At 44.1% G+C, this 22,873-nt stretch carries 24 protein-coding genes; 3 read left to right on the top strand and 21 right to left on the bottom strand.

Annotation, left to right across the window (positions count from 1 at the left end; genetic code table 11):
• Positions 1–183 (top strand): hypothetical protein (locus IKG78_RS11180; RefSeq protein WP_290943398.1); only part of this gene is annotated, 183 nt, incomplete at its 5' end.
• Between the two features lie 215 nt (positions 184–398).
• Here the strand turns inward: IKG78_RS11180 and IKG78_RS11185 are convergent.
• From IKG78_RS11185 to IKG78_RS11245, 13 genes are all read right to left on the bottom strand, one after another.
• Positions 399–1,697, bottom strand: a complete 1,299-nt coding sequence (locus tag IKG78_RS11185; protein WP_290943400.1) for an FISUMP domain-containing protein — start codon at positions 1,695–1,697, stop codon at positions 399–401.
• A gap of 40 nt (positions 1,698–1,737) precedes the next feature.
• Positions 1,738–2,406: a hypothetical protein gene (locus IKG78_RS11190; protein ID WP_290943403.1), complete on the bottom strand. Its 669-nt coding sequence runs from the start codon at positions 2,404–2,406 to the stop codon at positions 1,738–1,740.
• Positions 2,406–3,071, bottom strand: coding sequence for an OmpA family protein (locus tag IKG78_RS11195; RefSeq protein WP_290943405.1), 666 nt, complete (start codon positions 3,069–3,071; stop codon positions 2,406–2,408). The genes IKG78_RS11190 and IKG78_RS11195 overlap by 1 nt, the downstream gene beginning before the upstream one ends.
• A 2-nt stretch (positions 3,072–3,073) precedes the next feature.
• Positions 3,074–4,972: a fimbrial protein gene (locus IKG78_RS11200; RefSeq protein WP_290943408.1), complete on the bottom strand. Its 1,899-nt coding sequence runs from the start codon at positions 4,970–4,972 to the stop codon at positions 3,074–3,076.
• Positions 4,973–4,979: 7 nt separating this feature from the next.
• The gene (locus IKG78_RS11205; protein ID WP_290943410.1) at positions 4,980–5,897 is read right to left on the bottom strand and encodes a hypothetical protein; all 918 of its coding nucleotides are present in this window, start codon (positions 5,895–5,897) and stop codon (positions 4,980–4,982) included.
• A 9-nt stretch (positions 5,898–5,906) separates the two neighbouring features.
• Positions 5,907–6,632, bottom strand: coding sequence for a right-handed parallel beta-helix repeat-containing protein (locus tag IKG78_RS11210; protein ID WP_290943413.1), 726 nt, complete (start codon positions 6,630–6,632; stop codon positions 5,907–5,909).
• A gap of 5 nt (positions 6,633–6,637) precedes the next feature.
• The gene (locus IKG78_RS11215) at positions 6,638–7,468 is read right to left on the bottom strand and encodes a hypothetical protein (protein ID WP_290943415.1); all 831 of its coding nucleotides are present in this window, start codon (positions 7,466–7,468) and stop codon (positions 6,638–6,640) included.
• Positions 7,469–7,908: 440 nt separating this feature from the next.
• Entirely contained in the window at positions 7,909–8,472 is a 564-nt protein-coding gene (gene tadA / locus IKG78_RS11220) for a tRNA adenosine(34) deaminase TadA (RefSeq protein ID WP_290943417.1), read from the bottom strand.
• A gap of 377 nt (positions 8,473–8,849) precedes the next feature.
• The gene (locus IKG78_RS11225; RefSeq protein ID WP_290943419.1) at positions 8,850–9,185 is read right to left on the bottom strand and encodes a hypothetical protein; all 336 of its coding nucleotides are present in this window, start codon (positions 9,183–9,185) and stop codon (positions 8,850–8,852) included.
• Between the two features lie 104 nt (positions 9,186–9,289).
• Positions 9,290–10,279 carry a putative heme d1 biosynthesis radical SAM protein NirJ2 gene (nirJ2, locus tag IKG78_RS11230; protein WP_290943421.1) on the bottom strand — a complete coding sequence of 330 codons (990 nt, stop codon included), beginning with the start codon at positions 10,277–10,279 and terminating at the stop codon, positions 9,290–9,292.
• A gap of 179 nt (positions 10,280–10,458) precedes the next feature.
• Complete coding sequence (locus IKG78_RS11235) at positions 10,459–10,836, bottom strand: hypothetical protein (RefSeq protein WP_290943423.1); 378 nt, start codon at positions 10,834–10,836, stop codon at positions 10,459–10,461.
• Between the two features lie 90 nt (positions 10,837–10,926).
• The gene (locus IKG78_RS11240; protein ID WP_290943425.1) at positions 10,927–11,244 is read right to left on the bottom strand and encodes a hypothetical protein; all 318 of its coding nucleotides are present in this window, start codon (positions 11,242–11,244) and stop codon (positions 10,927–10,929) included.
• 122 nt (positions 11,245–11,366) lie between these two features.
• The gene (locus IKG78_RS11245) at positions 11,367–11,747 is read right to left on the bottom strand and encodes a hypothetical protein (protein WP_290943427.1); all 381 of its coding nucleotides are present in this window, start codon (positions 11,745–11,747) and stop codon (positions 11,367–11,369) included.
• Between the two features lie 140 nt (positions 11,748–11,887).
• Between IKG78_RS11245 and fabF the strand changes: the two genes are divergently transcribed.
• Positions 11,888–13,138 (top strand): beta-ketoacyl-ACP synthase II, encoded by a 1,251-nt coding sequence (fabF, locus tag IKG78_RS11250; RefSeq protein WP_366075285.1) that lies wholly within the window; start codon positions 11,888–11,890, stop codon positions 13,136–13,138.
• Positions 13,139–13,216: 78 nt separating this feature from the next.
• A complete protein-coding gene (locus tag IKG78_RS11255) occupies positions 13,217–14,938 on the top strand; it encodes a GGDEF domain-containing protein (protein ID WP_290943432.1) in 1,722 nt (573 codons plus the stop codon).
• A gap of 71 nt (positions 14,939–15,009) precedes the next feature.
• Here the strand turns inward: IKG78_RS11255 and IKG78_RS11260 are convergent, their stop codons facing one another.
• From IKG78_RS11260 to dcm, 8 genes are all read right to left on the bottom strand, one after another.
• Positions 15,010–15,744 (bottom strand): IMP cyclohydrolase, encoded by a 735-nt coding sequence (locus IKG78_RS11260; RefSeq protein WP_290943434.1) that lies wholly within the window; start codon positions 15,742–15,744, stop codon positions 15,010–15,012.
• 128 nt (positions 15,745–15,872) lie between these two features.
• Complete coding sequence (locus tag IKG78_RS11265) at positions 15,873–16,574, bottom strand: hypothetical protein (RefSeq protein WP_290943437.1); 702 nt, start codon at positions 16,572–16,574, stop codon at positions 15,873–15,875.
• A gap of 13 nt (positions 16,575–16,587) precedes the next feature.
• On the bottom strand, positions 16,588–17,295 hold the full coding sequence (locus tag IKG78_RS11270) for a hypothetical protein (RefSeq protein ID WP_290943439.1): 708 nt from the start codon (positions 17,293–17,295) through the stop codon (positions 16,588–16,590).
• 248 nt (positions 17,296–17,543) lie between these two features.
• Positions 17,544–18,425 (bottom strand): hypothetical protein, encoded by an 882-nt coding sequence (locus tag IKG78_RS11275; protein WP_290943441.1) that lies wholly within the window; start codon positions 18,423–18,425, stop codon positions 17,544–17,546.
• A gap of 271 nt (positions 18,426–18,696) precedes the next feature.
• Entirely contained in the window at positions 18,697–19,347 is a 651-nt protein-coding gene (locus tag IKG78_RS11280) for a hypothetical protein (protein WP_290943443.1), read from the bottom strand.
• Positions 19,337–20,173, bottom strand: a complete 837-nt coding sequence (locus IKG78_RS11285) for a TIGR02147 family protein (RefSeq protein WP_290943445.1) — start codon at positions 20,171–20,173, stop codon at positions 19,337–19,339. Before IKG78_RS11285 ends, IKG78_RS11280 begins: the two co-directional genes overlap by 11 nt.
• A gap of 299 nt (positions 20,174–20,472) precedes the next feature.
• The gene (locus tag IKG78_RS11290; protein ID WP_290943447.1) at positions 20,473–21,537 is read right to left on the bottom strand and encodes a hypothetical protein; all 1,065 of its coding nucleotides are present in this window, start codon (positions 21,535–21,537) and stop codon (positions 20,473–20,475) included.
• A 2-nt stretch (positions 21,538–21,539) separates the two neighbouring features.
• Positions 21,540–22,766 carry a DNA (cytosine-5-)-methyltransferase gene (dcm, locus tag IKG78_RS11295; protein ID WP_290943449.1) on the bottom strand — a complete coding sequence of 409 codons (1,227 nt, stop codon included), beginning with the start codon at positions 22,764–22,766 and terminating at the stop codon, positions 21,540–21,542.
• Positions 22,767–22,873: the final 107 nt, after the last annotated feature.

Consider the following 22,873-nt stretch of genomic DNA (forward strand, 5'->3'; position numbering starts at 1 on the left):
CTTGGAGTGAAAATGTGTCCGCAGGTCTTACAAAGCCACCGCTGCTTGCCCTGTTTAAGACCCTTCTTGATGACCTTGTTTGACCCACAAAAAAAGCAAATTTTTCCCATAAAAGAAAAATTTGCTACAACGCCTTATAAATCAAAGGGTTACGAGAAATTTAGGTACCCAAATGTCATATAGGCCTATTTTTTACTTTATTCGATGTAAAATCAACAATGCAAGACAACTTTGTGCTACCAAATCGAATGAAATTCTCATTTTGGTAGCACAAAAGCAATCCGACAGACCATAAATCGCCCTACATCTGATAATTTTATATGTAAAAAATGCTACCAAAACAGCAATCTTAGCTGATTTAGTAGCATTTTTTCGCAAAAAATCGATTTTTCGTCTAACTAGTCTTTCACACAGCGAACAGAGTACTCATTAGATGCATTGTAAATCATTATACTCGGTGTACTTTCATAGTAATTAATCCACATAGCAGATGCATTATTGCTTGAATTACCGTTATCAACCCAGAAGTAGGCACTGGAATTCAAATCAAAGTAATCGCCACTTTCGAGACCTCCAGCGGGCTTCGCGTCAAAGCCCCAGAAATTAAGTCCCTTCGAAGAATTGCTGTTCCAACCCGAAGTAGAACGTAAAGCAGGACTGGTCTTTGCAAATTTAATCAAAGATGTAGCGTCATTAACTGTGGGCAATCGCCAATTTTCAGGACAAACTTTCTTTGCCGTTTCAAACGAATAAAGACGCCCATATTCCGTGCAGTTATCCTTATTATCCTTATAGCAATGACTCCCGTCTGCATTATAATTCAAATTATCCGCCATCCATGTCTTTCCGTTGATATTCACGGTTCTGTAGGTTTCGCCTTCATATTTCAACGAGCCGTAATCATGCGGAATTTGCTCAATATACGAAGAATCCAAAGTTCCAGTAACCTTGATATCATTGGGGTTTGCAACGCAGCGAACAGACAATCCATGATCTTTGTAGAAAAAGCCATTTTCTAAAGCATTTATTTCATGACGGAGCTGAAAGCCGTATGCCGTTCCATCATCCTTATTCTCGGATGTCCAGAAGAGAGCGATTCGCCCTGTACTTAAGAATGTTTTGCCATCGTTATTGCGACGCCCTGAAGCAACTGCATTAAAACCAAAACGATTGGTCGGCGCATTAGCACTATCGGACTTGTTCCATGTTTCTAATGATTTAAGGCTTGTGCCAGATCCTTCACCCCCGTTTTGCGATTCCACATAGGAATTCAAATTGTACCAATCCATTTGTGTTGGAAGTTTCCATCCTGGAGGACAGATGCCCTGAATCTCTGAACTCGCGTATTTTGATGAAAGATATTTTTTGTCAATGTCCATTGCGGCTGTCCAAGAATAAAGACGACCGAACTTGGAACATTTTTTATCATCTTCATGGCACCAAGAATTTCCTTTAAGATTTTCCATGCTTGAAGAATCCGCGTAGCGAAGGTTTTCTGTCATCCAATAGAAACCATTAATCTTAGCAACTCCATACTCATTACCGTCGCGATAATCCACAAGTTTGCCATCTTTAATATCAGCACTCTTTTGATAACCATGAGGAACAATTTCTTCAGCTGTATGGCAGGCCGCAAGTGTCAAAAAAGAAGTTGAGGTCGCAAGCAAGAAGATTTTTTTTAAATAAAACTTATTCATAACGAGACCCTTTATGAGTTTAGCCATGAATAATGTACAATTATTTTTTGTCTTGGGGTACTAATCTATCGACAATTCTGAACAAATCGTTGTAAATTTCGAGGAAATCTTCGATCCAAATCGGGTCGTGTTCGCCTACGATGTGGAATGTTTCTTCGAGCGTATGAAGCGAATTGTAGAGACCGACCGCAGAACCTGTCGGTTGTACATAATTTCCCTTGTAAATAGAGGAGGCAACGACACGAGCGCGGTAGCTACGGCGTAAGCGAGCGATCAACGCACTACGAAGAGCTAAAAGTTCATCATGGGCAACGAGATATTCGCCTTTTTTTATCCAACCATCGACAAGGTTCAAGCGTCGGTTGATGGAATCACGTTCTGTCGAAGGAACGAGCATTTTTTTTGCTTCGAGTGTCGCACGGATTCTGGCGACAATTTTATTTAAAAGCTCCGCATTCCAAAAAATCATAGGCGGACGGACATCGCCTTTATTTTTTTCAAGTACCGGTTTATGTGCTTTAATCCAGCGTTCTAACTTTTGCACAACCAGACAAGCTTCCGGAAAACGCTCTACGGCCACGTACTCTTGTGCACGAATGTAAAGCGTATCTGCATAAACCATCCGCCAATGCGATAGCTTGCCCGATTTGCGAATAGCATCGATGCTTTGTTTGATATCAGAAAGCTTTTTGGTAAGCACGATTTCCATTAGCGTGTTACCTCGATTTTGGCAGTTTCTTTTGCACCGTTGTTCGACTGGAGCGGAGTCACGCCGATTTCGACACGGCGGTTCAAACGTCGGTGTTCTTCGCTATCGTTGGGGTACTTGGGGCGGTGTTCGCCAAAGCCTGCGGCAAAGAGCCTGTCAGGTGGGAATCCCTGCTTTACAAGCATTCTGACGACATTCACTGCACGTTCTGCAGACAAGTTCCAGTTTGTGTAAGTCTTGGATTTCACCGGAGTGTCATCCGTAAATCCGCTCACCATGATGACATCTGTGGAATCGAGCGATTCGAGAAGGCCCTTGCTGATTCCGCGAATCACCCCCTCGCCTTCTGGCGTGAGGTTTGCGCCGTTAATCGGGAACAAGAAGCTTGCTTGGATCTGAATTTTACCGTCTTCAAGCGCGATAAGGCCCGCTTCGATGGAAGTCTGCAAACTTTTGGACAAAAGCGCGTTGCGTTCGGCTGCAATCTTTCGCATCTGTTCTTGGCAAGTGAGCACTTCTTCTTCGGTACGCGTCAAATCTTCGGCCTTTTGTTCCTTGAGGGTCGCCATCGCTACAAACGCAAGGATAAAGAGCGAAACGAGGGCTACGCCCAAGTCCGTATAGGCCATCCAAGGATTGCTGTTTTCGTCTCTATTGCGACGCATGATTAACCTTCAGCTTTAGGTTGAGCGGGGATTGCAGAACGTTGAGTTTGTTCGAGAACTTCGAGCAAGATTTCCTGAGTCTTGACCGCATTTTCCATGAGCACTTCGCTCGCACGTTCGTGGAAGGCTTCGAGAGACTGGTTGAGATGCTCGACAAAGTTGTCTTCTTCTTCGTGTTCCGCCGTATCGCCCGAGAGCTTTTCGAGAATTGTTTCAAGTCCACTGCGCAGCATTTCGAGGTTCGCGCTGAGTTCGGACTGGTTCACGCGCATAAGTTCTGCGGTTTCCACGATGTTTCCGCCAAGAGCATCGGTCGCTTCTTTCTCTTTGACGACACGGTTGTCGATGCTTTCGGTAAGAGCTTTTTGGGCTTCCAGGAGAACGGTCGATGTTTCGGAAAGTTTCTGGAAAGCACCGAGAATATCGGAAGAAAGGGCTCCGAGTTTTTCGGAGACGTTCTGCGAAAGTTCTGCTGAACCGGCCTGAGCCTTTTCGGCCACCTGCAAAGCGACGTTCTTAAGAGTTTCGAGACCTTCACGCTGGGAATCCACGTTGGCAGTCGTTTTGTCTTCGAGGCGCTGCATAAAGCTTTCCCACTGTTCGTTGGATTGCTTAACTTGTTCGGCAACGGAATCACCAATGCTCTTGGAGGCCTCGTCCATAGCATCCTTAGTAAGGTATGCCACATCCATCGTGCCTTTCGCCACATCCTGAAGCCCGGCTTTAACATCGGAAGCAACACCGTCGAGGCCTGCCTTGACATCAGATGCGACCTTAGAGAGGGATGTTTCCACATTGCTAGAAACACCTTCAAGCGAAGACTTCACGCCAGACGAAATTCCATCGAGGCCTGCATTCAACGATGTAGAAATACCGTTCAGTTTTTCATCTAATTTTTCCGGAATCGCTTCAACGGATTTAGAAAGAGCAACGATATTTTCATTAATCGGATTGAACGCGTTCGTCACAGACGCTCCGACAAGTTCGCCAAACTTCTGCGTTGATTCGTTCATGTTCGCTACAGCACCTGCGAGAGAATCATTGACCGTCCTGATGGACGATGTCATTTCCGTAGAAACTTTCTGAACAGATTCAACAACATCCTGATTCAGCTTTGAAGTCATGGATGAGAGTTCCTCGCCCACCATCGACACAACGCCAGCCAAGCCTTCTTTCACAGAAGACGCAATCACGGACAAATTCTTTTCGACAGATTCAAAGAGGCGTTCGAGTTCGCTCTTGTCTTCTTCAATCACGCCCTTTTCGCTTGTAGCTCCTTGCATGTCAAGCGTAAAGGCATCGAGGTGCGCCATAAAATCATCGCGGCGGGCACTCAAAACGGTGCGGCTTGCATTCAAAATTAACGCGGCGAACAAACCGCAAAGGCTTGTACCGAAAATGCCCTTCATGTTCTGGAACAGCACCTGGATCGTATCGAGCGTGCCTTGCGTCGTCGAATTGTCAATAGCACCACCTGCGGTTGCCACCGATTGCATAAGGCCAAAGAATGTACCCATCAAGCCGAGAAGAATGACTGTCGAACCCACGCTGCGGTTCAGCGGAATCGAAGAACCCGACGAAAGCACGTCAAAAGCAATCGGAGAATCGAGACGAATATCCTTTTGCAAAAGGCGCTTGGCAAGTTCAATTCTTTTAGCGACAACGCCCGAATCCAAGTCAGGATAAACGTTCTCTTTTTCGCAAGCGTCAATGATTTCGTCTTCGGCAATAATCTGCTTCATCTTGCGGATAGCAGAAAGCTGTTCAACAAAGTAAACCGCAATAATGGCTATCATGATGATCCAGCCAAATGCTGGTGCGCCAAAATAAAGGGCCCCCGCGATAAGAGTCACAAGACCCACCACCGTCAAAACAAGAATTATATTGAATGAATTTTTCATTTGTTACCTACACATTCTGCGCCTGATAGGGAGCTACAGTTTCAAATAAGTTCAACTGACCGCGAGAAAACCCGCGAAGGAATAAAGACCATTTACTTTGATACCATTCGATAATCTGCGTCGTAAGGCCTTGAGCATAATCGCAAAAGTCGTCCGTAAAAGCCAAAAAACAGTTTTCGTACGCGTAATGCGGATTCCAATAACGCCCGACGTTCCTGGCGCAAGACATCGCCGAAGAATAGTAGCGTATCGGGCCCTTCGATGTGAACGCTGCCGCAAAACGTTTTTTGGCAAGCGTATTCAACGATGTTCGGAGCGAGACGACCATCGCGTTTTCTTTTTCACGCAACGAAGCCTCCAAACACGGCAAGAGTTTGGAAACAGGATCGACCGCACTTTCAGAAAGCCAGTACTTGCAAAGTTTTTCTTGCAATTGCATCACGCGGCCATGCATACGCACGAACAAAGGTTCAGCATCACTTACAAGCAAGTGAATCGTTGCCGAATAGAAGTTGTTGATGTCCTGCTTGTTGTTCTTGACCGTCAAAGCCCAGCCTTTTTCTTCGTCATGCACCAAGAAATTGCCGCCTTCCAGCAAGAGCCGGAGCACTTCGTCGGTCGAAAAGCGCTGGATCCACTTGGCTCGGAATTCGCTATAAAGTTTTTCGCAATCCTTGAAAATTTGCGGGAATCCGGATTCGCAAAGTTTCCATGCGGAATCACTGAACGATATCAACTCCGAACTGCCGACGTTAGCCGAAGGATTGTTTAGCATGGCATCGAGATGTTCAAAAAGCGCGATGGACCATGTGACCATCATGGACTGCGAAAGCGTTGCGACGACAGCCGAACGATTGGGACGAACGGCCAAGCGAACACTTGCACCGGTCATCTTGCGTATGGCTCTACGGAAAGCTTCTTCCACGAAATCCCCTTAGAAAAACGATTCGATGTAATGCCAAACGTTACGGCGGACGCGTTTCTTGCTTGCCTTCAAAGCATTCGCTTCACTGCGGATATCCGATTCAAGGTTGTTGCGGATTAAATCGGTATCGCCTTCAACCTTGCCTTCGGTTTCAAGATAAAGTCCATATACGTTTTCTGTAACGTTAGTTCCATTTGAAATGACTCGCCCAGCCCTGACTGAGAGTGCATAACGATTTCGAGACATTGTACAATGGTTCAATTTTACATCGGGGCTTTCATCAATCCAAAGACCGTAGTAGTTGTTGGTAAAGCGAACATTTTCAAACGAACCACGTGAACGGAACACCGTATTGCGAAACGCGTTCTCGACAACCAAGTTCTTAATTTCAAAAGGTTGCGAACTCGACATGATGTGGAAGCCATTCCAATTAACTGAAGAATCCGCACCGCAAAAAACGACCGGCTTATCACTCGAACCAATAATCTTTACTGTGCCTTGAAGCATAAGCTTTGCGAACTCCCCCATCTGGACAGTCACGCCCGGTTCAACGACAAACGAATCCGTTGCAGCAACAACCACGCTCTGTTCAAGCACATAGGGGCTATCTTTTTCTTGCAAAAAGACCTTTCCGTTTACCGCCGCTGGGAAAGGCATCCCCGAAGCAAAGCAAGAAGTCGCCATTGCAACAACAGATGTGAGTGCGATAAAAGAGGATCGAATTAAAAGTTTCATACAAATCATTGCAAATTCTTCAAAGTAATTTTCTGATTGACATTCATGCTCGGAAGCGTATCACCGGCAACGAGATCAAAAATATCGAGTTTTGCCAATATGTCCATTTCGGCAGAAGAGAGCGTTCCATGCGTCACGTCAAAAAGCACAATGCCGTCACCGATAACGTAGTCGCTACTCTTCAACTGTAAATTCGAGGTCGTGTCCGGGAGTTCCAAATACTTCATGCCCATGTGGATCTTTGCCATTCGCACTCCATCTTGCAGATAAACATCTTGCAATGTGAACGTCTTATAGACGGTCGTCGAACTGTTGCCTTTGCCGTGAATTGGCATTTGACGTTCCCACGATTCGCCAAGCTTGACCGGCTTTTCTGGGAGAATTGGCTGAGCTTTGAGGAACAGCGGTATCAAGTTCAACTCGTCTTCTGAAAGCGCATCCACAGCATTTTCGACTGATGGATTCGATATGATTCCATCACGGTCTAGCTTGAACTGGAAGTTTTGAATTGAAAGGTATTTTTCGATATTGCGGAATTCGTCAACGGAACGCTTGTCGCTATTGTAATTGACGGAATCGATTTTCATTTCAAAGCGGCCCGAACCATCGTCGTATGACATGAGGAGACTCATGGTGCTGCGGACGCTCACGTGCGTTCGCATGGATTCAGGAACTGTATTGGAATCGCCCGGCAAGCTGGCATTCAGCGTTGATTCAAGAACGTATGACTGAGGAGTCGCTGTTTGCGTATTAAAGGCGAGATGAATTTCGTTCCGTTCACAGGAACATAGGCTGAACAGCGCAACAGAAAGTGCGGGAATAGCATAAATCTTCATAAAATTCATGCATAGAATATAGATATTAGACGAGAGACTAGAGACGAGAGACTAGAGAAATGTAAGGCGAAATAAGTGATTAGTGGTCAGGGATTAGGGGTTAGGAGTTAGGGATTAGAGGGCTTTGGGCTCGCTCGTTTCACTCGCTTTGGGGTATGGGGTCGCACCCAAAGGGTGCTTTGGGGTATTGTAAGTGATTAGTGGTTAGTGATTAGTGGTTAGTGGTTAGTAAACAGTAGGCAGTAGGAAGAAGGAAGAAAGCAGGCCCCGGCACACTTCGACGTAGCTCAGTGCATCGCTTAGGCCGGGGTGACAATGTAATAGAAACCGTATCTGCGTGAAGCGATGCGTGTTCAAAGCCCAGAGGAAGCCGCAGGCGACCAAACACATTGCCCATACCCCATAGCCCAGAGGAGCTTTAGCTCCGTGCCCATAACCTACTACCGATCGCCTTTGTTGCCGGAGTCGCCTTTTTCTAATCGCATCTGCTGGAAAAAGCCTTTCAAAAGGCCGAGGCATTCGTCGGCAAGAACGCCGCTCGTGACTTCTACAACGCGCTTGAGGGCATTGCCGGTAATGACATCTATTGTCGTACCGCAGCCGCCAAAGCGAGAATCCGGCGAGCCATAGACCACACGCGAAATGCGACTATTGAGAATGGCTCCTGCGCACATGGGACACGGTTCGAGCGTCACGTAGAGCGTACAGCCGTCCAGACGCCAGTTGTCGAGCGTACTTGCGGCAGTTCCAATCGCGATGATTTCGGCATGGGCGGTCGCGTCCTTGAGCTGTTCGACTTGGTTGTAGCCCTTCCCTATCACCACACCGTCTTTCACGATAACGCAACCGATGGGGATTTCCTTCATGTCAAAAGCAATCTGCGCCTGACGAAGCGCCATACGCATGAAACGAATATCCTGTTCGGAGGTATGGGCTATGGGCTCGCTCGTTACACTCGCTTTGAGGTCTGGGGCTTGAGAATCTTTGTCAGTTACGTTATTCATACTAAAACCTATTTATTTTTATCATCATTATCGTGTTTAAACAAACACCAAATAAACAAATCCCAAATATACCATCGAGGAAAAAAAAGAGCATACCAAATAAGTAAGGACAAAAAAATTGTAAAAATTAAATCATCCCTAAAACAAGGACCGTAATCCGTAACAAAAGCTACAATTGCACAGATTACAGGCAAGGCTATCAACCTGACTTTCCGCCGTATTGACCTATGCTTCGTAAATTGACCAGCATCCGTCAAGATTCCAATTACTATACAAACCACAAGCACGGCAAGCCAGACGATTTCATCATGGTATAAAGTCAAAAAATCAGTCATAACGCATTAATGTAAAAAAAATATCGACACCCATAAAATACCTTACAACTTGTCGATCCATTCGCGAACGCCGTCACCGGAATTACGGTATTTTTTTACAAACTCATAATATTTTTCTTTATCCAAAGTATCCTTGCCTTCGCGTTTTTCCTTGCTTATTTTCATCGCTACATCAAAAGGATCTTCACCTGCAATATCATACATATCTTCATCCATCATTTTTGATGCTTCATCATATGCCACTACTTTTCCAGAGATTTCCTTCCCGTCTCGTTTTTCCTTACCCACCTTCAGAGCGATATCAAAAAGGTCATCAGAAATTTTTTGCGACCTCGCAGGATCAGGATTCTTGTAGTCATTCCAAATACGGAGACCCATAATGAGAACTGCAAGTAATATTAAAAGAACCGTTTCCATAAAGCAAGCGACCCCAAAGCGAACTTGTGAGCGTGCTCATAGCCCACAGGCACGAAGTGCCGACCTCACACCCCTCTCCCGTACGCGCAGTAGCTATCCTCTTGCATGTAGTCGCCGTCGTGGTAGTAGGCTGCACGGGCACGGCAGCCACCGCAGCGGTCGTTGAACTTGCACTTTCCGCAAGCCCCGTCATACGCCTTGGTGCGGAGTTTCTTGAACACTTCGGCATTCGCCCAAATTTCGTCAAACGGTGTATCGTGAACATCGCCCGCTTCTTCCATCATGTAGGCGCAGGGACGAACCTTGCCGATCGGACTTACGATACAATAGTCAAGACCTGCGAGGCAACCGCGGCTGTAACGAGTTTTGATGTCGAGCTGGTCTGCAATGCGGAGAAACTGCGGAGCGCAAGTCGGCTTCACTGGGATTCCAAGCGTACGGCTCTTTTCCATAATCTTGCGCAACAAGCCTTCGTATTCGGCAACGCGGAGCGCATGTCCTTCAATTTCCTTGCCGCGCCCCACCGGAATCAAAAAGAAAATCTGGTGGTTCACTGCACCGATTTCCTTGACCCAGTCCATGATGTCGAAAATTTCGTTCTGGTTCCAATCCATGATAGTTGTATGAATTTGGAACGGAAGGCCAGCCGCCTTGCAGTTTTCGATACCCATCAACGTGAGTTCAAACGCATTCGGAAGGCCGCGAAAATCGTTGTGGCGCTTGGGATCGATGCTATCGACGCTGATACCCATCGCCATGGCCCCCGCTTCCTTGAGCTTGAGCGCCAAATCGTGCGTGATAAGCGTTCCGTTCGTGCCAAAAACCGGGCGAAGCCCACGCTCACGGGCATGAGCCACAAGTTCCACGATATCCGGGCGCGTCATCGGTTCGCCACCACTAAAAATCATGATTTTGAATCCGGCTTTGGCAATTTCGTCAATAAGCTTGAGAGCCTCTGCTGTCGTCAACTCGGCAGCCTTATTTTCTCCTGCATCCTGGTAGCAGTGTTTACACGTCAAATTACACTTATTCGTAGTCATCCAAGAGACGATCATGCCATAGACCTCATTCAAAATGTTTTAGCCACCAAGAAGTATCTGTAACAAATACCGTGTATGGCGATCCCCGAATAAATCGGGGATGACATCGCAAATATAGAAAATGCATTCCTGATAAAAAAAAGCCCGGTCGTTTGGACGGTCGGGCTTTAATGCGAAACGCTTTCCGAAAAAGACTACTGCATTATTAAAGTCTGAAGTTCAGAACAAGTCAAACTTGAAAGGGTTTCATCATAAATAAGAACAGTCAAATGCGCACCATCCATTTCATAATTACATTTGGACTTAGATCCTTTCGGGCATCCAGAACCAAAAGAGACGTCGGGTGTACCCGGCACGGCTGAAGCCAATTCTTCCTTGCATTGCTTTTCAGCATCTTGCATATCATCCGATTCGATACATGCATGAATATTCCCTAATACAGGAACTGTTGATTTGATATCACAAGATTTAACAGAACCACCGGTGGAGGAAGTGGAAGAAGAATCATCATCACCACACGCGGTGAAAATTGCAGCCGCGGCAATCATGGAGGCAAGAATGAATTTTTTCATATTTATTCCTTTTATACAGTTTCACTTTCTATAATGTAATAAAAATGTTCAGATGTAAAAATACAAGCAACGCAATAATACCTATTGCGATTAAAATCCGCGAATTCGCCTACAATTCATTTGTGCAATTTCTTCATTATAGACATAAATTGTATAAGGATGCCCCGGAACAAGTTCCGCATCACATATTTTCAAAGCACCACTGGGACATCCTCTCCCAGGTGTAAAGATTGTTTTATACGAAAAAGGAACGGAATCTTCTTTACAATCCGTAAAATCCTCTTCAGCCGATTCGTAACAAATGTGATTATCACTTGGACCTTCAACAGAAAGCTGCTCGCACGAATAAACGTTGCTGTTACTTGAAGAATCACTGCAAGCCATGAAAATAGCGACTCCAGAAGCCATAGAAACAAGAATGATTTTTTCATATATTTCTCTTTGATACAAATTCACTTTATATAATGTAATAAAAATGCCCGGCAATTACAACCGGGCGGATATAGAATTTATTTCAAATAACTTTGTTACTAGAATTCTTTCATAAGCTGATCACAAGACATTGATGCATACATTGCATCATAGAAATATGCAGTGACTTCGATGCCGTTTCTTGTACCCGTGCAAGTTTTCTTGTGGCCACTAGGACATCCGCTTCCAAACGTTCCTTCATATTTCATGGTCATACCTTCATCCGTCTCTTCACCAGTAATTTCTTCACATTCTTTCTTTGCGGCTTCAGACGAAGTGGCTTCCATGCAAGTATGGGCCATTTGTACGCCACCTACAGAGACCTTTACATCGCAAGATGCGAGTTTGCCGCTACCGCCGGATGTTGAATTATCGTCATCGCCGCAAGCAGTGAACATTGCTGCTGCAGCAATCATGGATGCAAGAATAATTTTTTTCATAGTTTTTCCTTGTTGGGTTATAATTTAGTCCTTAATATAAATAAAAAATAAGAGAAAAGTATATAATTTCTGTAATTATAAATGAAACAAACTTGGTTTTTCCATTTTTTTGATAAAAAAAGCTATTTTAAGTCCATATGATGAATAGAAGAAGAGTTGTTATTACTGGTATGGGTGCTGTGACGCCCATTGGCAAGTCCGCCCCCGAACTTTGGAACGCCATCAAAGCAGGCAAATGCGGCATCGGCCCAATTACATTGTTCGATGCGACGAACTGCCCTGTGAAAATTGCAGCAGAAGTCAAAGATTTTAAACCCGAAGAACACGGCATCGACCCGAAAGAAGCCCGCCGCATGGCCCGCTTCACGCAGTTCCTCGTCGCAGCCGCGAACGAAGCGGTCAAGGACGCAAACCTCAGCCGCGAACAGCTCGCCGAAGACACGACCGGCATCGTCGCAGGGAACGGTCTTGGAGGCCAGGACGTAGTCGAAGAAACGTACAGCAAATATCTCGAAGGTGGCCGCCGCAGAGTCTCTCCGCTTGCCATGCCGGAACTGATTGCAAACGAAGCATGCGCAAACGTCTCCATCGCGCTTGGCATTACAGGCTCCGCCTGGACAGTCTGCACCGCTTGTGCCTCCGGCACGGATGCTATCGGTGCAGCCCTTGACGCAGTTCGCTCCGGACGTTTGGACGTCTGCCTCGCCGGCGGTTCCGAAAGCGCAATTACAGATTATTCCATCAAGAGTTTTGCGGGCATGCACGCCCTCACCGACAAGTTTAATGACGCACCAGAAAAAGCATCACGCCCGTTCGACAAGGACCGCAGCGGTTTCGTCATGGGAGAAGCTGGTGCTATCCTCGTGCTCGAAGAACTCGAACACGCCAAGGCCCGCGGTGCAAAGATTTACGCCGAAGTCGCCGGTTACGGTTCTTCTGCCGACGCTTACCACATTACAAGCCCGCGCCCAGGTGGAGAAACGTGTGCCAAGGCCATGGTCAAGGCTTTGAAAGACGCTGAAATCGCCCCGACGGATGTAGATTACTATAACGCCCACGGTACTTCGACGCACTTGAACGACCTCACCGAAACGCAAATGCTCAAAATTGCGCTCGGCGAACACGCTTACAAGATCAAGGTTTCAAGCACCAAGAGCATGACCGGCCATTGCGTCGGTGCAGCAGGCGTTATCGAAGCAATGATCAGCACCCTCGCCATCTGCGACTCGTTCTACCCCGCGACCATCAACCTTGACAACCCGGACGCAGAATGCGATCTTGACTACGTGCCGCACAAGGGCGTTGAAGGCAACATTGACGTTGCCGTGTCTGCCTCGCTCGGCTTCGGTGGCCACAATGGTATTGTGGTCATCAAGAAGTTTAAGCCGTAGGCTCTGATTCGGGTTGGTGGTTCTGCCGACAGTTTTCTGTTGTTTTTCAACAATATTGGAACTAAATTTAAGTAGGATATGATTGAAAAAAAACGGAAAATTTTAGGAAGCCTGATTGCCATGTTGCTGATCGTATTGATTGGCTTCGCAATTGTTGATGTCAGACAAAAAGGCGTTTTCGATTCCGTAATCAAATTAAACCATGGCTGGACTCTCATTTTTCACGGCGACACAACAGATGTCAAATCCACTGAGAAATTTGCGATACCCGAAAAAATTGTCCGCGGCGACTCGCTCATTTTAAGGAGAACTCTTTCTAAAGACATCCCTGATAACCCGGTGCTTCGATTTAAGACCTATCAAACTTTTGTAGAAGCATTCCGCGATGGCAACAGGCTTTATTCAAACGGGGAATCTGACTACTATAATCACGGCCTAATCGGTAGCGGCGTTCATTTTGTGTATCTAGGCACAACGGCATTCGAAGGCAAAACCCTCGATATTAAATTCCATTTTTCAGAAAACAATGCGTGGAACGTACTTCCCACTTTTGAAGTTCTTCCGACAAACTATGCCTTTGGAGATTTTTACGCTCGATATTCTCCAACCTTGGTCGTCGGACTATTCCTATTGCTGTTTGGCATTTTGATGCTATTCCTAAGTGCTGGAATGGTGTTTTATGGAATGAAATTTTTCCAGATCTTGATGATCGGTTTTCTGTCGGTCTGTCTCGGCATTTGGACTCTATGCTTTACCAAGCTATTCCAATTATTCTCCTTTAATTTCACATTCAACTCTTGCCTAGAATACATCTCCCTATACTTGGCACCAATACCACTTTGTCTGCTTTTGCTCCACATGCGTTACAAGAAAATCAGCAAAAAACGCTGGTGGGGTCTCGTTGTCGTCGCAAGCCTAGATGCACTGATATTTGTAGTAACGACAATCCTGAACTTTACCCATATTCTCCATTACCCGCAAACTTTGTGGATTTTCCATGCTTACGTGGTTTTGTGCATACTTTATTTATTTGCTTCGGAAATTTCAAACAAAAACCGTTTAGATACCCCGACAAAAATATTAACCGCAGGAGTTTCCACATTTAGTGCATTTGCGATACTTGAACTTGTGCGTTATAAATTGATGCTATATTTTCATCTGGACAACACCATTCTTGGAATAACATGGCTCCCTTTGGGAACACTCACCTTTGTCATTCTGCTCGTCATCAGCTATATCGTTTATATGTACCGTTTGATTTCTGCAAAAGCGGAAACAGACGTTTTGTCGATAATCGCTTACAAAGATTCTTTGACGGAATTGTACAATCGTGCCAAGTGTCAGCAAATTTTTGAAATTTTAGACAACGCTACAGCAGATTTTGCAATCGTGTGCATCGACATAAACGGTCTCAAGCTTGTAAATGACAAATACGGACATAACGAAGGCGATAGACTGATTAAAGTTTTCGCATCTATATTCCAAAACGCTTTTGCGGGAATCGGGACATGCATCCGCATGGGTGGCGATGAATTTTTAGCCATCGTACGTTATGAACACATTGATGAAATAGAAACGACTTTAGCGACAATGGCGGAGTTCCAAAAAAAGCAACGCGAAAATTTGCCTATTCCCTTAGAAGCGGCATACGGTATTGCCTATAGGCATGAACTTCTGAATAACGATGTTATTTCAACTGAAGGAAATGTCCGTGTCAGGGCTGAAAAAATTTATCAAATGGCTGACGAACGCATGTATGCGATGAAATTCAAGATGAAGTCAGAACTCGTGAGACGATAAAAATAGACCTCCAAACGGAGGTCTTTTTTGACCGTTTAAACTATGGTTTTAGCAATTCTGTGCAACCTAGACTAAACGTTTTTATTCACGATAATCGTCTTGGCTTCGAAGGTTTCGCGGTCGATCCACTTGACCATGAGCGAGACCTTGTTGTCTTCGTTGAGAGCGTCCCAGTAAGCCTTGAGCGTTTCTTCGGCAGTATCGAAAATCGGCATGAGCTTCGGGAAACCGTTGAAAGACGGAATCGGCTTGCCGTCTGTTTCGTACGTGCTGATGAAGTGGCCAAGCCCCGGGAGAGCCTTTTCAAATTCAAACGTCATGCGTTCGCAGCCAGCATCTTCGCTGTTGTTACGGCTCTTGAGGATGGAGAGCTTATAGACTGCCGGTTCTGCATTCTTGTAGTGGATGCCGGAAATACGCGGCGTGAAGTTCGGAGCATCGTCCTCGTACTGGCGAGTGCGGAGAGCGCTTTCGAACGTGCCACCGAGATTGATGGCGTTGTAAATCGTGTCCGTCTGGTCGCCGTTCGTGATAATCTGCACGTCTTTCGTGTGGCGAGCCGGATAGTAAATGATGAGGTGCGGGTCCGTGAGCTTCGATTCGTCGAAAGCCTTCGTCTTCATGAATCCCGTATCGGCTTCGATTTCGAAAACGCGGTTGCGACTGTTCACGCTGCGGCCCATGATCCAGTAAACTTGCACAAAGGACTTGCCGTCTGCGCTTGTGCCAAGCACGATGCCGCGTCCCGGATACGGATTCTTGGAGAGGTCGTTGAAATTCTGTTTTGCTTCGTCGATGTAAGACATAGGTTTTAGGTTGTAGGTATTAGGTTTTAGGGTGGTTAGGGCGGCTTTGCCGCGTTTTTTCACAAAAATAGAAAAAAGGAGGGCGAGCCTCCTTTGAATTTAGAGAAACGTGAACACGATTCGAAATCCTAATCGCATTCGGCTTCGATTTTATCGAGATGCTTGTTCAGCGATTTTTCAAAATATCTGGCAAATCGGTCGGCGTTTTCAATTTCCTTGTTCAGATAGACGGAATCGACCTTGACGTGGTTGTGAACGCCATCGCCGCACGCTCCGGCATTTTTAATACTCACGAATACGTGCGGGTATGATTTCATAAAATACGTCGAATCCCCCGGAATGTAGTCATCCATGCTGTAACAAGGGCTTATCCCGTATTCTGTTGCAGAATGCGTCATAAAAAAGAAATTGTCTCTGATGTTCTGGAGGCAACTCCTGCGGCTTTCGGGGAAATACTTCGCTTCTGGGCTATCCAGAATCGTCTTTGCCCGTTGCGTAACAATTGCGTCGGCGTATTCATCGCCACCGCTTCGAGCCTCGTTAAAAAGTGTCTTGCAATATTGCTTTGTGGTCACGCAACTATCCGTAGTAGGATTGGCTTCTTTTGAAGCTGCAATCAAGGAATCTGCATTGAGGAACTCGCTTCTAGCGAAAGAAGCCTTTTTCGAGCTGGAGCCGTTTCCATCGCCGGAACTAGAAGAACCTCCCTGACTGGAACTGGAATCGCCGGACACGACACCTTCCGCCCCCGTGCCATTGTCGCTGGTACAGGCCGTCCACGCAATAGCAGCAAGACCGAGCAGAATTTTATTGAAGCATTTGCACAACATCTTTTACCTCCTGCTATTTACACTCTTCCACAATTTCATCAAGGAAATAGTTCATAACATCCTCGAAATTCTTTGCATATCTTTCATCATTATCTTTTACTTTATTTAAATATGTAGAATCCACCTTGACATGGTTCTGAACCCCATCACCGCAGATTCCTGCATTGTCTATTTTCTCGAAAATATAAGGAGCCCCATCTCTTATTATAAAGGATGTAGTATCGCCGGGAATGTAATTATCTGCATTATAGCAAGGGCTAATTCCATATACGGTTGTCGGATGAGTCATTGAGAAAAAGAATTCCTTTTCCTTTTGAAGATAGCTTTTGCAACGTTCAGTGAGACTCTCCGCTTGTGGACTTTCGAGAATTTCGTCAATCCTTTTTTCGAACAAAACGTTAGCGGCATAGGGACCGCTAGCATTTTCGCCAGTAAGAGTTTCGCAGTAATTCCTAGCAGTGACGCATGAGTCCGTAATCATTTTCGGTTGCTTTGCCACCGCAATCAGAGAATCCACATTGAAGAAATCAGCCCTTGTGAGACCAATCTTCTGCGAACTAGAGGATTTGTTTTGGCTAGAACTGGAGTCCGCCAAATCACCAGAATTGGAACTCGCAGGAGTGAAAGCATTAGCCCCTGTGCCATTATCGCTAGTACAGGCCGTCCAAATAAAGGCAACTAGCCCAAGCAGAAATTTGCTGATATACAAGCGGAACTTCATATTTTCTCCCTGATTATGACAAATTATAGTAAACGTAATGAGTAATGTTTCGATTGGAGAAACTGATGCCGTCCCCATTCGCGGACCATGACTACTAAGCACTAAATAGCATTCAAGGCGAATATCGCAAAATCAAGCTTGCTTGATTTTATGATTGAGCCGAAATTGCTGACGCGAAGCGTCAACTGCAAGTAGTCAAAGTGAATAAATCCGGCATGACAAACCATTTTTTTTTCAGTACGCCTCCCCTATCTATTTTCCAATGGCATTACCAAATCATTCTGATATACAAGATAATTTATATTTGAAAATTTGGAAGTTCTCTCTATATTGAAAGAAACAAGCGTCGGACACAAGCATGTAGGAACAGGACCCGAACCATCTATTTTCAAATTTATTTTTGGATCAACATAAATCGTGTCATTTGACGCGGTAACATCAATCCCTTTAAAAACAGCTCCACATTGAACGTAAACATCGTCTATATAAATTCTGTCGAATTTGTCATCTTCGGCAGTGCGTATTGCAACTTTTTGATTTTCCGTGGTGTTTTCCAAAACGTCTGGAATCAAATTTTCGTTTGACGCATCAGACTTGGCGAGTAAATTCTTGCATTCGGCACTGATGGACGATGCCGATTGAGTCGCCGGAGAAACGGACTGCGAATCTTCGGGAATAGGCCCTGGCACCACATCATAGACAGTCCCCCAATGTTTCAAAAACTTGATATCGGCATCAAGAGGATCGATGTTAAAATAATGGTCCGTAATGCACATGCAATCTGTTACAACCCCAACCGTGTAAGAAAGTATCAGTGTATCAAGAGAACGTTGGTTATTGAATACAACTTCACCAACACCACAAGCGTCCGTCAAATTCGGGATGACGACCTGATAGGCTCCATTTTCGTCAGTAATCAAATACGCTTTGGGATTTTCCGATGCATCTTTCAGCAAAACTTCATCATAAGGATGAACGTTGCACGCCCCCATTTTGAGCGACACATTCCGCGTGGAATCCAATACAGCCGTACCACCGCCAAGTTGACGGTTCTCAGGACCGTTCACAGAAGAATCATCCGAGCAGGCAACAAACGACAATATCATAGTAGCAGCAATTATCTTATTCATATTATTACTCCTTCCGATTAAATCGTTTTTCAAAGCGAATTCTTTGGTGTTATACCGTTTTCATGTTTATAATATAAGTTTTACAATTAAGAAAATCAATAAAAATACTATACAAAACGCAATATTTTATTTAATTTTAGCCACTTTTTCTAAAAATTTTAAAGCAATTTTTAAAATACTATACAATTCGTATAATACAAAAAAAAAACAGCCTTCCAAGAAAGCTGTTTTCATTTTTTTGCAACATTTAAAATTGCTGTTCGTTTGCAGCTTATGGGGTTTGCACTAAAATGGGTTGTTTCTGGTCGAAAACCGTATAGTTGAAATTTGAATAAGCCTTATCGAGCGTAAAAGATGCATTCGCGGCACAACTGCAATCGTAAACCATCCCTTTGCTCCGGGAGAAATTCACGTACAACGTATCCAATTCAAAACCGACGACCGGATTCACTTCATCCATAAATATTTTCTGTTTTTCCGCATCACAAGGAATATCGAAATAAACGTTCTGCAAGGACAAATTCACAGAATCGCCTTCGACACGCTTGTACGCCACAGGTTCGCCGACATCAGGCGTAACTGCCGGAGCGCTCAAATCCACATAGACAACGTCTTCAACGCACTGGATGGAGAAATTCCTCGCCTTCGGGGAATCAGTAACATCAACCTCTTCTGACGAACTGCTCATAGCATCGCTTAGCTCGCTCGATGAAAAAGTCGGAGTAACAACCGCATTTGAAGAACTACTCCATACACTCGCTTTTTCAGACGAACTAGAAGCATCCGAAACTTCTTTGGAGTCACTGCTTTTTTCAGCAATGGTGTTAGGGTCAATAGTTCCCCCAGCAACGTCATTACCGGAGCACGCCACCATGAACATTGGGAAAAGAGGGCTTAATGCATAAGCAATTTTATTTAGCATGATGTGACTCCTTGATTTTATCCGTAACTGGGAAAAATTGAAAATTAATTCGACAAACTTGATTCAAATCTTTGTACTCATTCGCGATGGCAAGAACTCTTCTACAGCAATCATCTATTTCTTTGACAATCCGCTTGCTTGCCGCCTCGTTTACGCTAAGCGTTACCCCAGTGAAATGACGCTCTTTTGCTGTGTAGCGGTCTATAGCCCGCATGGCCATGCCTGCCATTTCCTTTTGCATCGAACGGATGGCTAAGGGCAAAGCTTCCTTGGACCCGATGACATTTTGTTCTGTTTGCGAATAAACTTTTTCGTCATCCTTTTTCAGGAATCCGGCCTTGACCAAAAAATTCAAGATATCACGTACTTCTTCGGCAGAGACGTGTTCCTTACATTCATCGGCAATGTCGCGAGGACAAGCACCGGGCATCATCGGAACAAGTTCCCTGAGCACGGGATACTTCCACGATTCGTAATACTGGAACGCATCCGCATCAACGACGCGCACTTTTTGCTCCAACGCGATTCTTTCCATTTCAAGAAGCGCAGCCTTTTTGATAGCATCCTTTTTAGCGTTGCCGAACGTGACCATTTCACGAAAGTAATCTTCCTCGAATCCGACCAGCCCCATCGCATGCGCCACATTTGCAATCTTCGGCTTGCCTAGCTTGCTCTCGCCCTTGCATACAAGTTGCAAAAAATTAGGCGAAGAAAAACCGGCGTTCTTGCAGAATTCACGCCAAGAAAACGCCCCCTGACGTTTGCGTTCATCGTAGTAATCCTGTATATAGAGGCGGTAATCTTTATATTCAAGAATAGACTTCATGTATGTAAATATAGGTTTTTATCGTTCGGCAAGCAATAGATTTTTACTATACAAAAACGTAAAAATTGAGAGATTTAGGTAAAATTAGGGATTTTTATTTTAAGGTTTTGGGAAAATACTATACATTTGGGAGGAGATGATGAAGGAAGAAGATTGGAGTATTGACTTTTGCTGAAAAAGAATTCTATATTACAATCATAGCTGGTTTCACGGATTCCGTAAAAATCCGCTTAATTTGTCATTCCCGCGAAGGCGGGAATCTCCTTTTTAATGATCAATATTTTTCCCTATTTCCTTTACTATATGATAAGAACATCCTTTTCAGGAGCTGAAAATTTAGAGATGGCAAAAACCTTTTCCTTCCAATACTCAAAATCTTGTTGTGGGAGATTTTTTTCATTAAAAATCTTTATTAAATCCTCTTTCCATTTGGCAATATTGAGTATGATTCTGGGAACTTTTATTCCATCAATATTTTTACAACCTCCAGCAGAAAATGTGTCTCGAAAAGACGGGTTTATTATGCCCTGCGTTTGAAGCAGCCATTTGGACGCATCATTATAATTTCCTTCAATAATATTTGGAAATGAAATTAATAAATACGCTCGAAGAAAATGTTGTTCATTTCTTGTGAGCTGGTTCCAAAATTGCATTTCAAGACCAACCATCTTGTTTGCAAATTTTTGGTCTTCTAATTCAATTGAGTTAATTTGATTGGAATTTGGAGAATACCACCAAAAATCATCATCTACTTTTCGCTGTTTTAAATTTGCTTTACGTTGTTCCACAATAAAATCTTTGAATGCATCAAACGGATTTTTCATTTGACGAATTTCTTCGTATGTTTTTCCCAATTTAATGAACAAGGTATCTTGCTTTGACGCATCCATATCAAGCATATAACGGGGACTATGTGTAACAGCAACATTTTCAACACATTCTTCAAAGGGCTTGTATTTTATTTTAAACGGTTTTTGTTTAGCACAGAAAATATGAATTCGGCTGACATCGGGGATTCTTGTTGATTCCATTATGCTTCCGCCCATCACTTTCCAAGAATTATTGCGAGTACTGATAGTTTTTACTTCTATTCCCAATGCTTGTTTTTCATTTATGCGTGCGACAATATCAGGAAATTTGTGACCGCTTATATATTCTATTTTCCACGGAATATGTAAATCTTTTGATGACTCTAATAAAGCGACATGCACATCTTCTTCAAAGGATTTCCAAAAATCTTTTTTTTGTGAAACACTTGGCCGCGACTCTAATTTCTCTTTAGTCAGACTTAACAAGTTGTCAAAGGATTCCTTGACATTAGCCTCTTTGATGTTGATATTTTCGCCAATAGCAAATGAATTCATCTTTATTCTCCAAATAAATCTTTCCAAAGAGTTTCAATCCTTTTTCCTATGGAATAACCCAGCAAAGGAGGAACTGCATTTCCAATAACTTTATAGGCATCGGATGAATTAACTTTATTGATTCCATCGTTAAAGATGAATTCGTAATCATCAGGAAAAGTCTGAATTCTTGCACACTCGCGGACGCTCAAACGACGCTCTTGTAACCCTTTTGCCAATTCAGATGCAATCTTGCCCCCATGTTCTTTGCATAAACGACGGTATTCGATATTTCCATGATGTTCGCTTCGAATAGTCGGCCCAACACCATTCATATCAACTTCAGAACTGCCCTGCATTTTTCCGTAATATTTCGCTTTTGAATAAGCTTTTTGTGCAGCATCAGAACTTTCATCTGGTTCTTTCAATCCAACGAAAGCGTCCTTGCAAGTAACGATTTTTTGAAGACCTTCTCCATGCGTCTTTATTGGGTAAGGATAATACAGCGATTGTTCGGATTTCTGTTCTATGTCAGCAAGAATTTGAGGGTTGGCATATTTTCTTGAAATGCCTATGAAAACAACACGCTCGCGGCTTTGTGGAACTCCATATTCCCAGGCCTTCAAAACTTGGGCGTCAACAACACAATAACCCTTGTCAATATTTCTAAAATCTGTTTCGATTATCTTCTTTGCATCGCCTAATGATACAAGACCTTTCACATTTTCCGCAATAAAGATTTTAGGTTTGACAATTTCAATGACCTGCTTCATCCAAAGGTATAGTGTACCTCTAGATTCATTTTCGGCATGATCTTCATTGACCCCATTATGGCTTTTAGCAGAATCAAAACCAAGTCGTTTTCCAGCAACAGAAAAATCTTGGCAAGGGAATCCTCCCGTAACGACATCGATATTTTGAGGAAATTGAAATAATCCTTGCTTACTATCTTTTACCAAATCCACAATGGATTTGAGTCGATAAACATCTTCAATGTTCTTTCGATTACCAAAAAAGTGATTCCACGCTTTTTGAGCACAAGGTAAAATGTCGTTCGCAAAGACGGTCTCAAAACGGTTCTTTTTCAACCGAACGAAATTTCTATTAACGTTATATTCAATCCAATCTGGATGGATGTTTTCGTTAACAGATTTCTTAAGAGTGATAAAACCACCCTCTAGCCCAAGATCTAGTCCTCCACAACCGGAGAACAAAGAAAGCACACGAAGTGCATTCTTATCAGAAGCCATAACGCCTCGATGTTCCAACGGAACAGGTGAAATGTTCTGTTTTCACTTCTGTTCACGAAACATCGAGATGCTTCGACAAGAGAATGCCCAAATAGAACTCACCCCAA

The sequence above is a fragment of the Fibrobacter sp. genome (assembly GCF_017545445.1).
Classification (GTDB): domain Bacteria; phylum Fibrobacterota; class Fibrobacteria; order Fibrobacterales; family Fibrobacteraceae; genus Fibrobacter.

Bases quoted from the DNA above. Each gene is read 5' to 3' on its own strand.
- IKG78_RS11185 (WP_290943400.1), bottom strand. From the start codon at position 1,697: ATGAATAAGTTTTATTTAAAAAAAATCTTCTTGCTTGCGACCTCAACT.
- IKG78_RS11190 (WP_290943403.1), bottom strand. From the start codon at position 2,406: ATGGAAATCGTGCTTACCAAAAAGCTTTCTGATATCAAACAAAGCATC.
- IKG78_RS11195 (WP_290943405.1), bottom strand. From the start codon at position 3,071: ATGCGTCGCAATAGAGACGAAAACAGCAATCCTTGGATGGCCTATACG.
- IKG78_RS11200 (WP_290943408.1), bottom strand. From the start codon at position 4,972: ATGAAAAATTCATTCAATATAATTCTTGTTTTGACGGTGGTGGGTCTT.
- IKG78_RS11210 (WP_290943413.1), bottom strand. From the start codon at position 6,632: ATGAAACTTTTAATTCGATCCTCTTTTATCGCACTCACATCTGTTGTT.
- IKG78_RS11215 (WP_290943415.1), bottom strand. From the start codon at position 7,468: ATGAAGATTTATGCTATTCCCGCACTTTCTGTTGCGCTGTTCAGCCTA.
- tadA (WP_290943417.1), bottom strand. From the start codon at position 8,472: ATGAATAACGTAACTGACAAAGATTCTCAAGCCCCAGACCTCAAAGCG.
- IKG78_RS11225 (WP_290943419.1), bottom strand. From the start codon at position 9,185: ATGGGTCTCCGTATTTGGAATGACTACAAGAATCCTGATCCTGCGAGG.
- nirJ2 (WP_290943421.1), bottom strand. From the start codon at position 10,279: ATGATCGTCTCTTGGATGACTACGAATAAGTGTAATTTGACGTGTAAA.
- IKG78_RS11235 (WP_290943423.1), bottom strand. From the start codon at position 10,836: ATGAAAAAATTCATTCTTGCCTCCATGATTGCCGCGGCTGCAATTTTC.
- IKG78_RS11240 (WP_290943425.1), bottom strand. From the start codon at position 11,244: ATGGCTTCTGGAGTCGCTATTTTCATGGCTTGCAGTGATTCTTCAAGT.
- IKG78_RS11245 (WP_290943427.1), bottom strand. From the start codon at position 11,747: ATGAAAAAAATTATTCTTGCATCCATGATTGCTGCAGCAGCAATGTTC.
- fabF (WP_366075285.1), top strand. From the start codon at position 11,888: ATGAATAGAAGAAGAGTTGTTATTACTGGTATGGGTGCTGTGACGCCC.
- IKG78_RS11255 (WP_290943432.1), top strand. From the start codon at position 13,217: ATGATTGAAAAAAAACGGAAAATTTTAGGAAGCCTGATTGCCATGTTG.
- IKG78_RS11260 (WP_290943434.1), bottom strand. From the start codon at position 15,744: ATGTCTTACATCGACGAAGCAAAACAGAATTTCAACGACCTCTCCAAG.
- IKG78_RS11265 (WP_290943437.1), bottom strand. From the start codon at position 16,574: ATGTTGTGCAAATGCTTCAATAAAATTCTGCTCGGTCTTGCTGCTATT.
- IKG78_RS11270 (WP_290943439.1), bottom strand. From the start codon at position 17,295: ATGAAGTTCCGCTTGTATATCAGCAAATTTCTGCTTGGGCTAGTTGCC.
- IKG78_RS11275 (WP_290943441.1), bottom strand. From the start codon at position 18,425: ATGAATAAGATAATTGCTGCTACTATGATATTGTCGTTTGTTGCCTGC.
- IKG78_RS11280 (WP_290943443.1), bottom strand. From the start codon at position 19,347: ATGCTAAATAAAATTGCTTATGCATTAAGCCCTCTTTTCCCAATGTTC.
- IKG78_RS11285 (WP_290943445.1), bottom strand. From the start codon at position 20,173: ATGAAGTCTATTCTTGAATATAAAGATTACCGCCTCTATATACAGGAT.
- IKG78_RS11290 (WP_290943447.1), bottom strand. From the start codon at position 21,537: ATGAATTCATTTGCTATTGGCGAAAATATCAACATCAAAGAGGCTAAT.
- dcm (WP_290943449.1), bottom strand. From the start codon at position 22,766: ATGGCTTCTGATAAGAATGCACTTCGTGTGCTTTCTTTGTTCTCCGGT.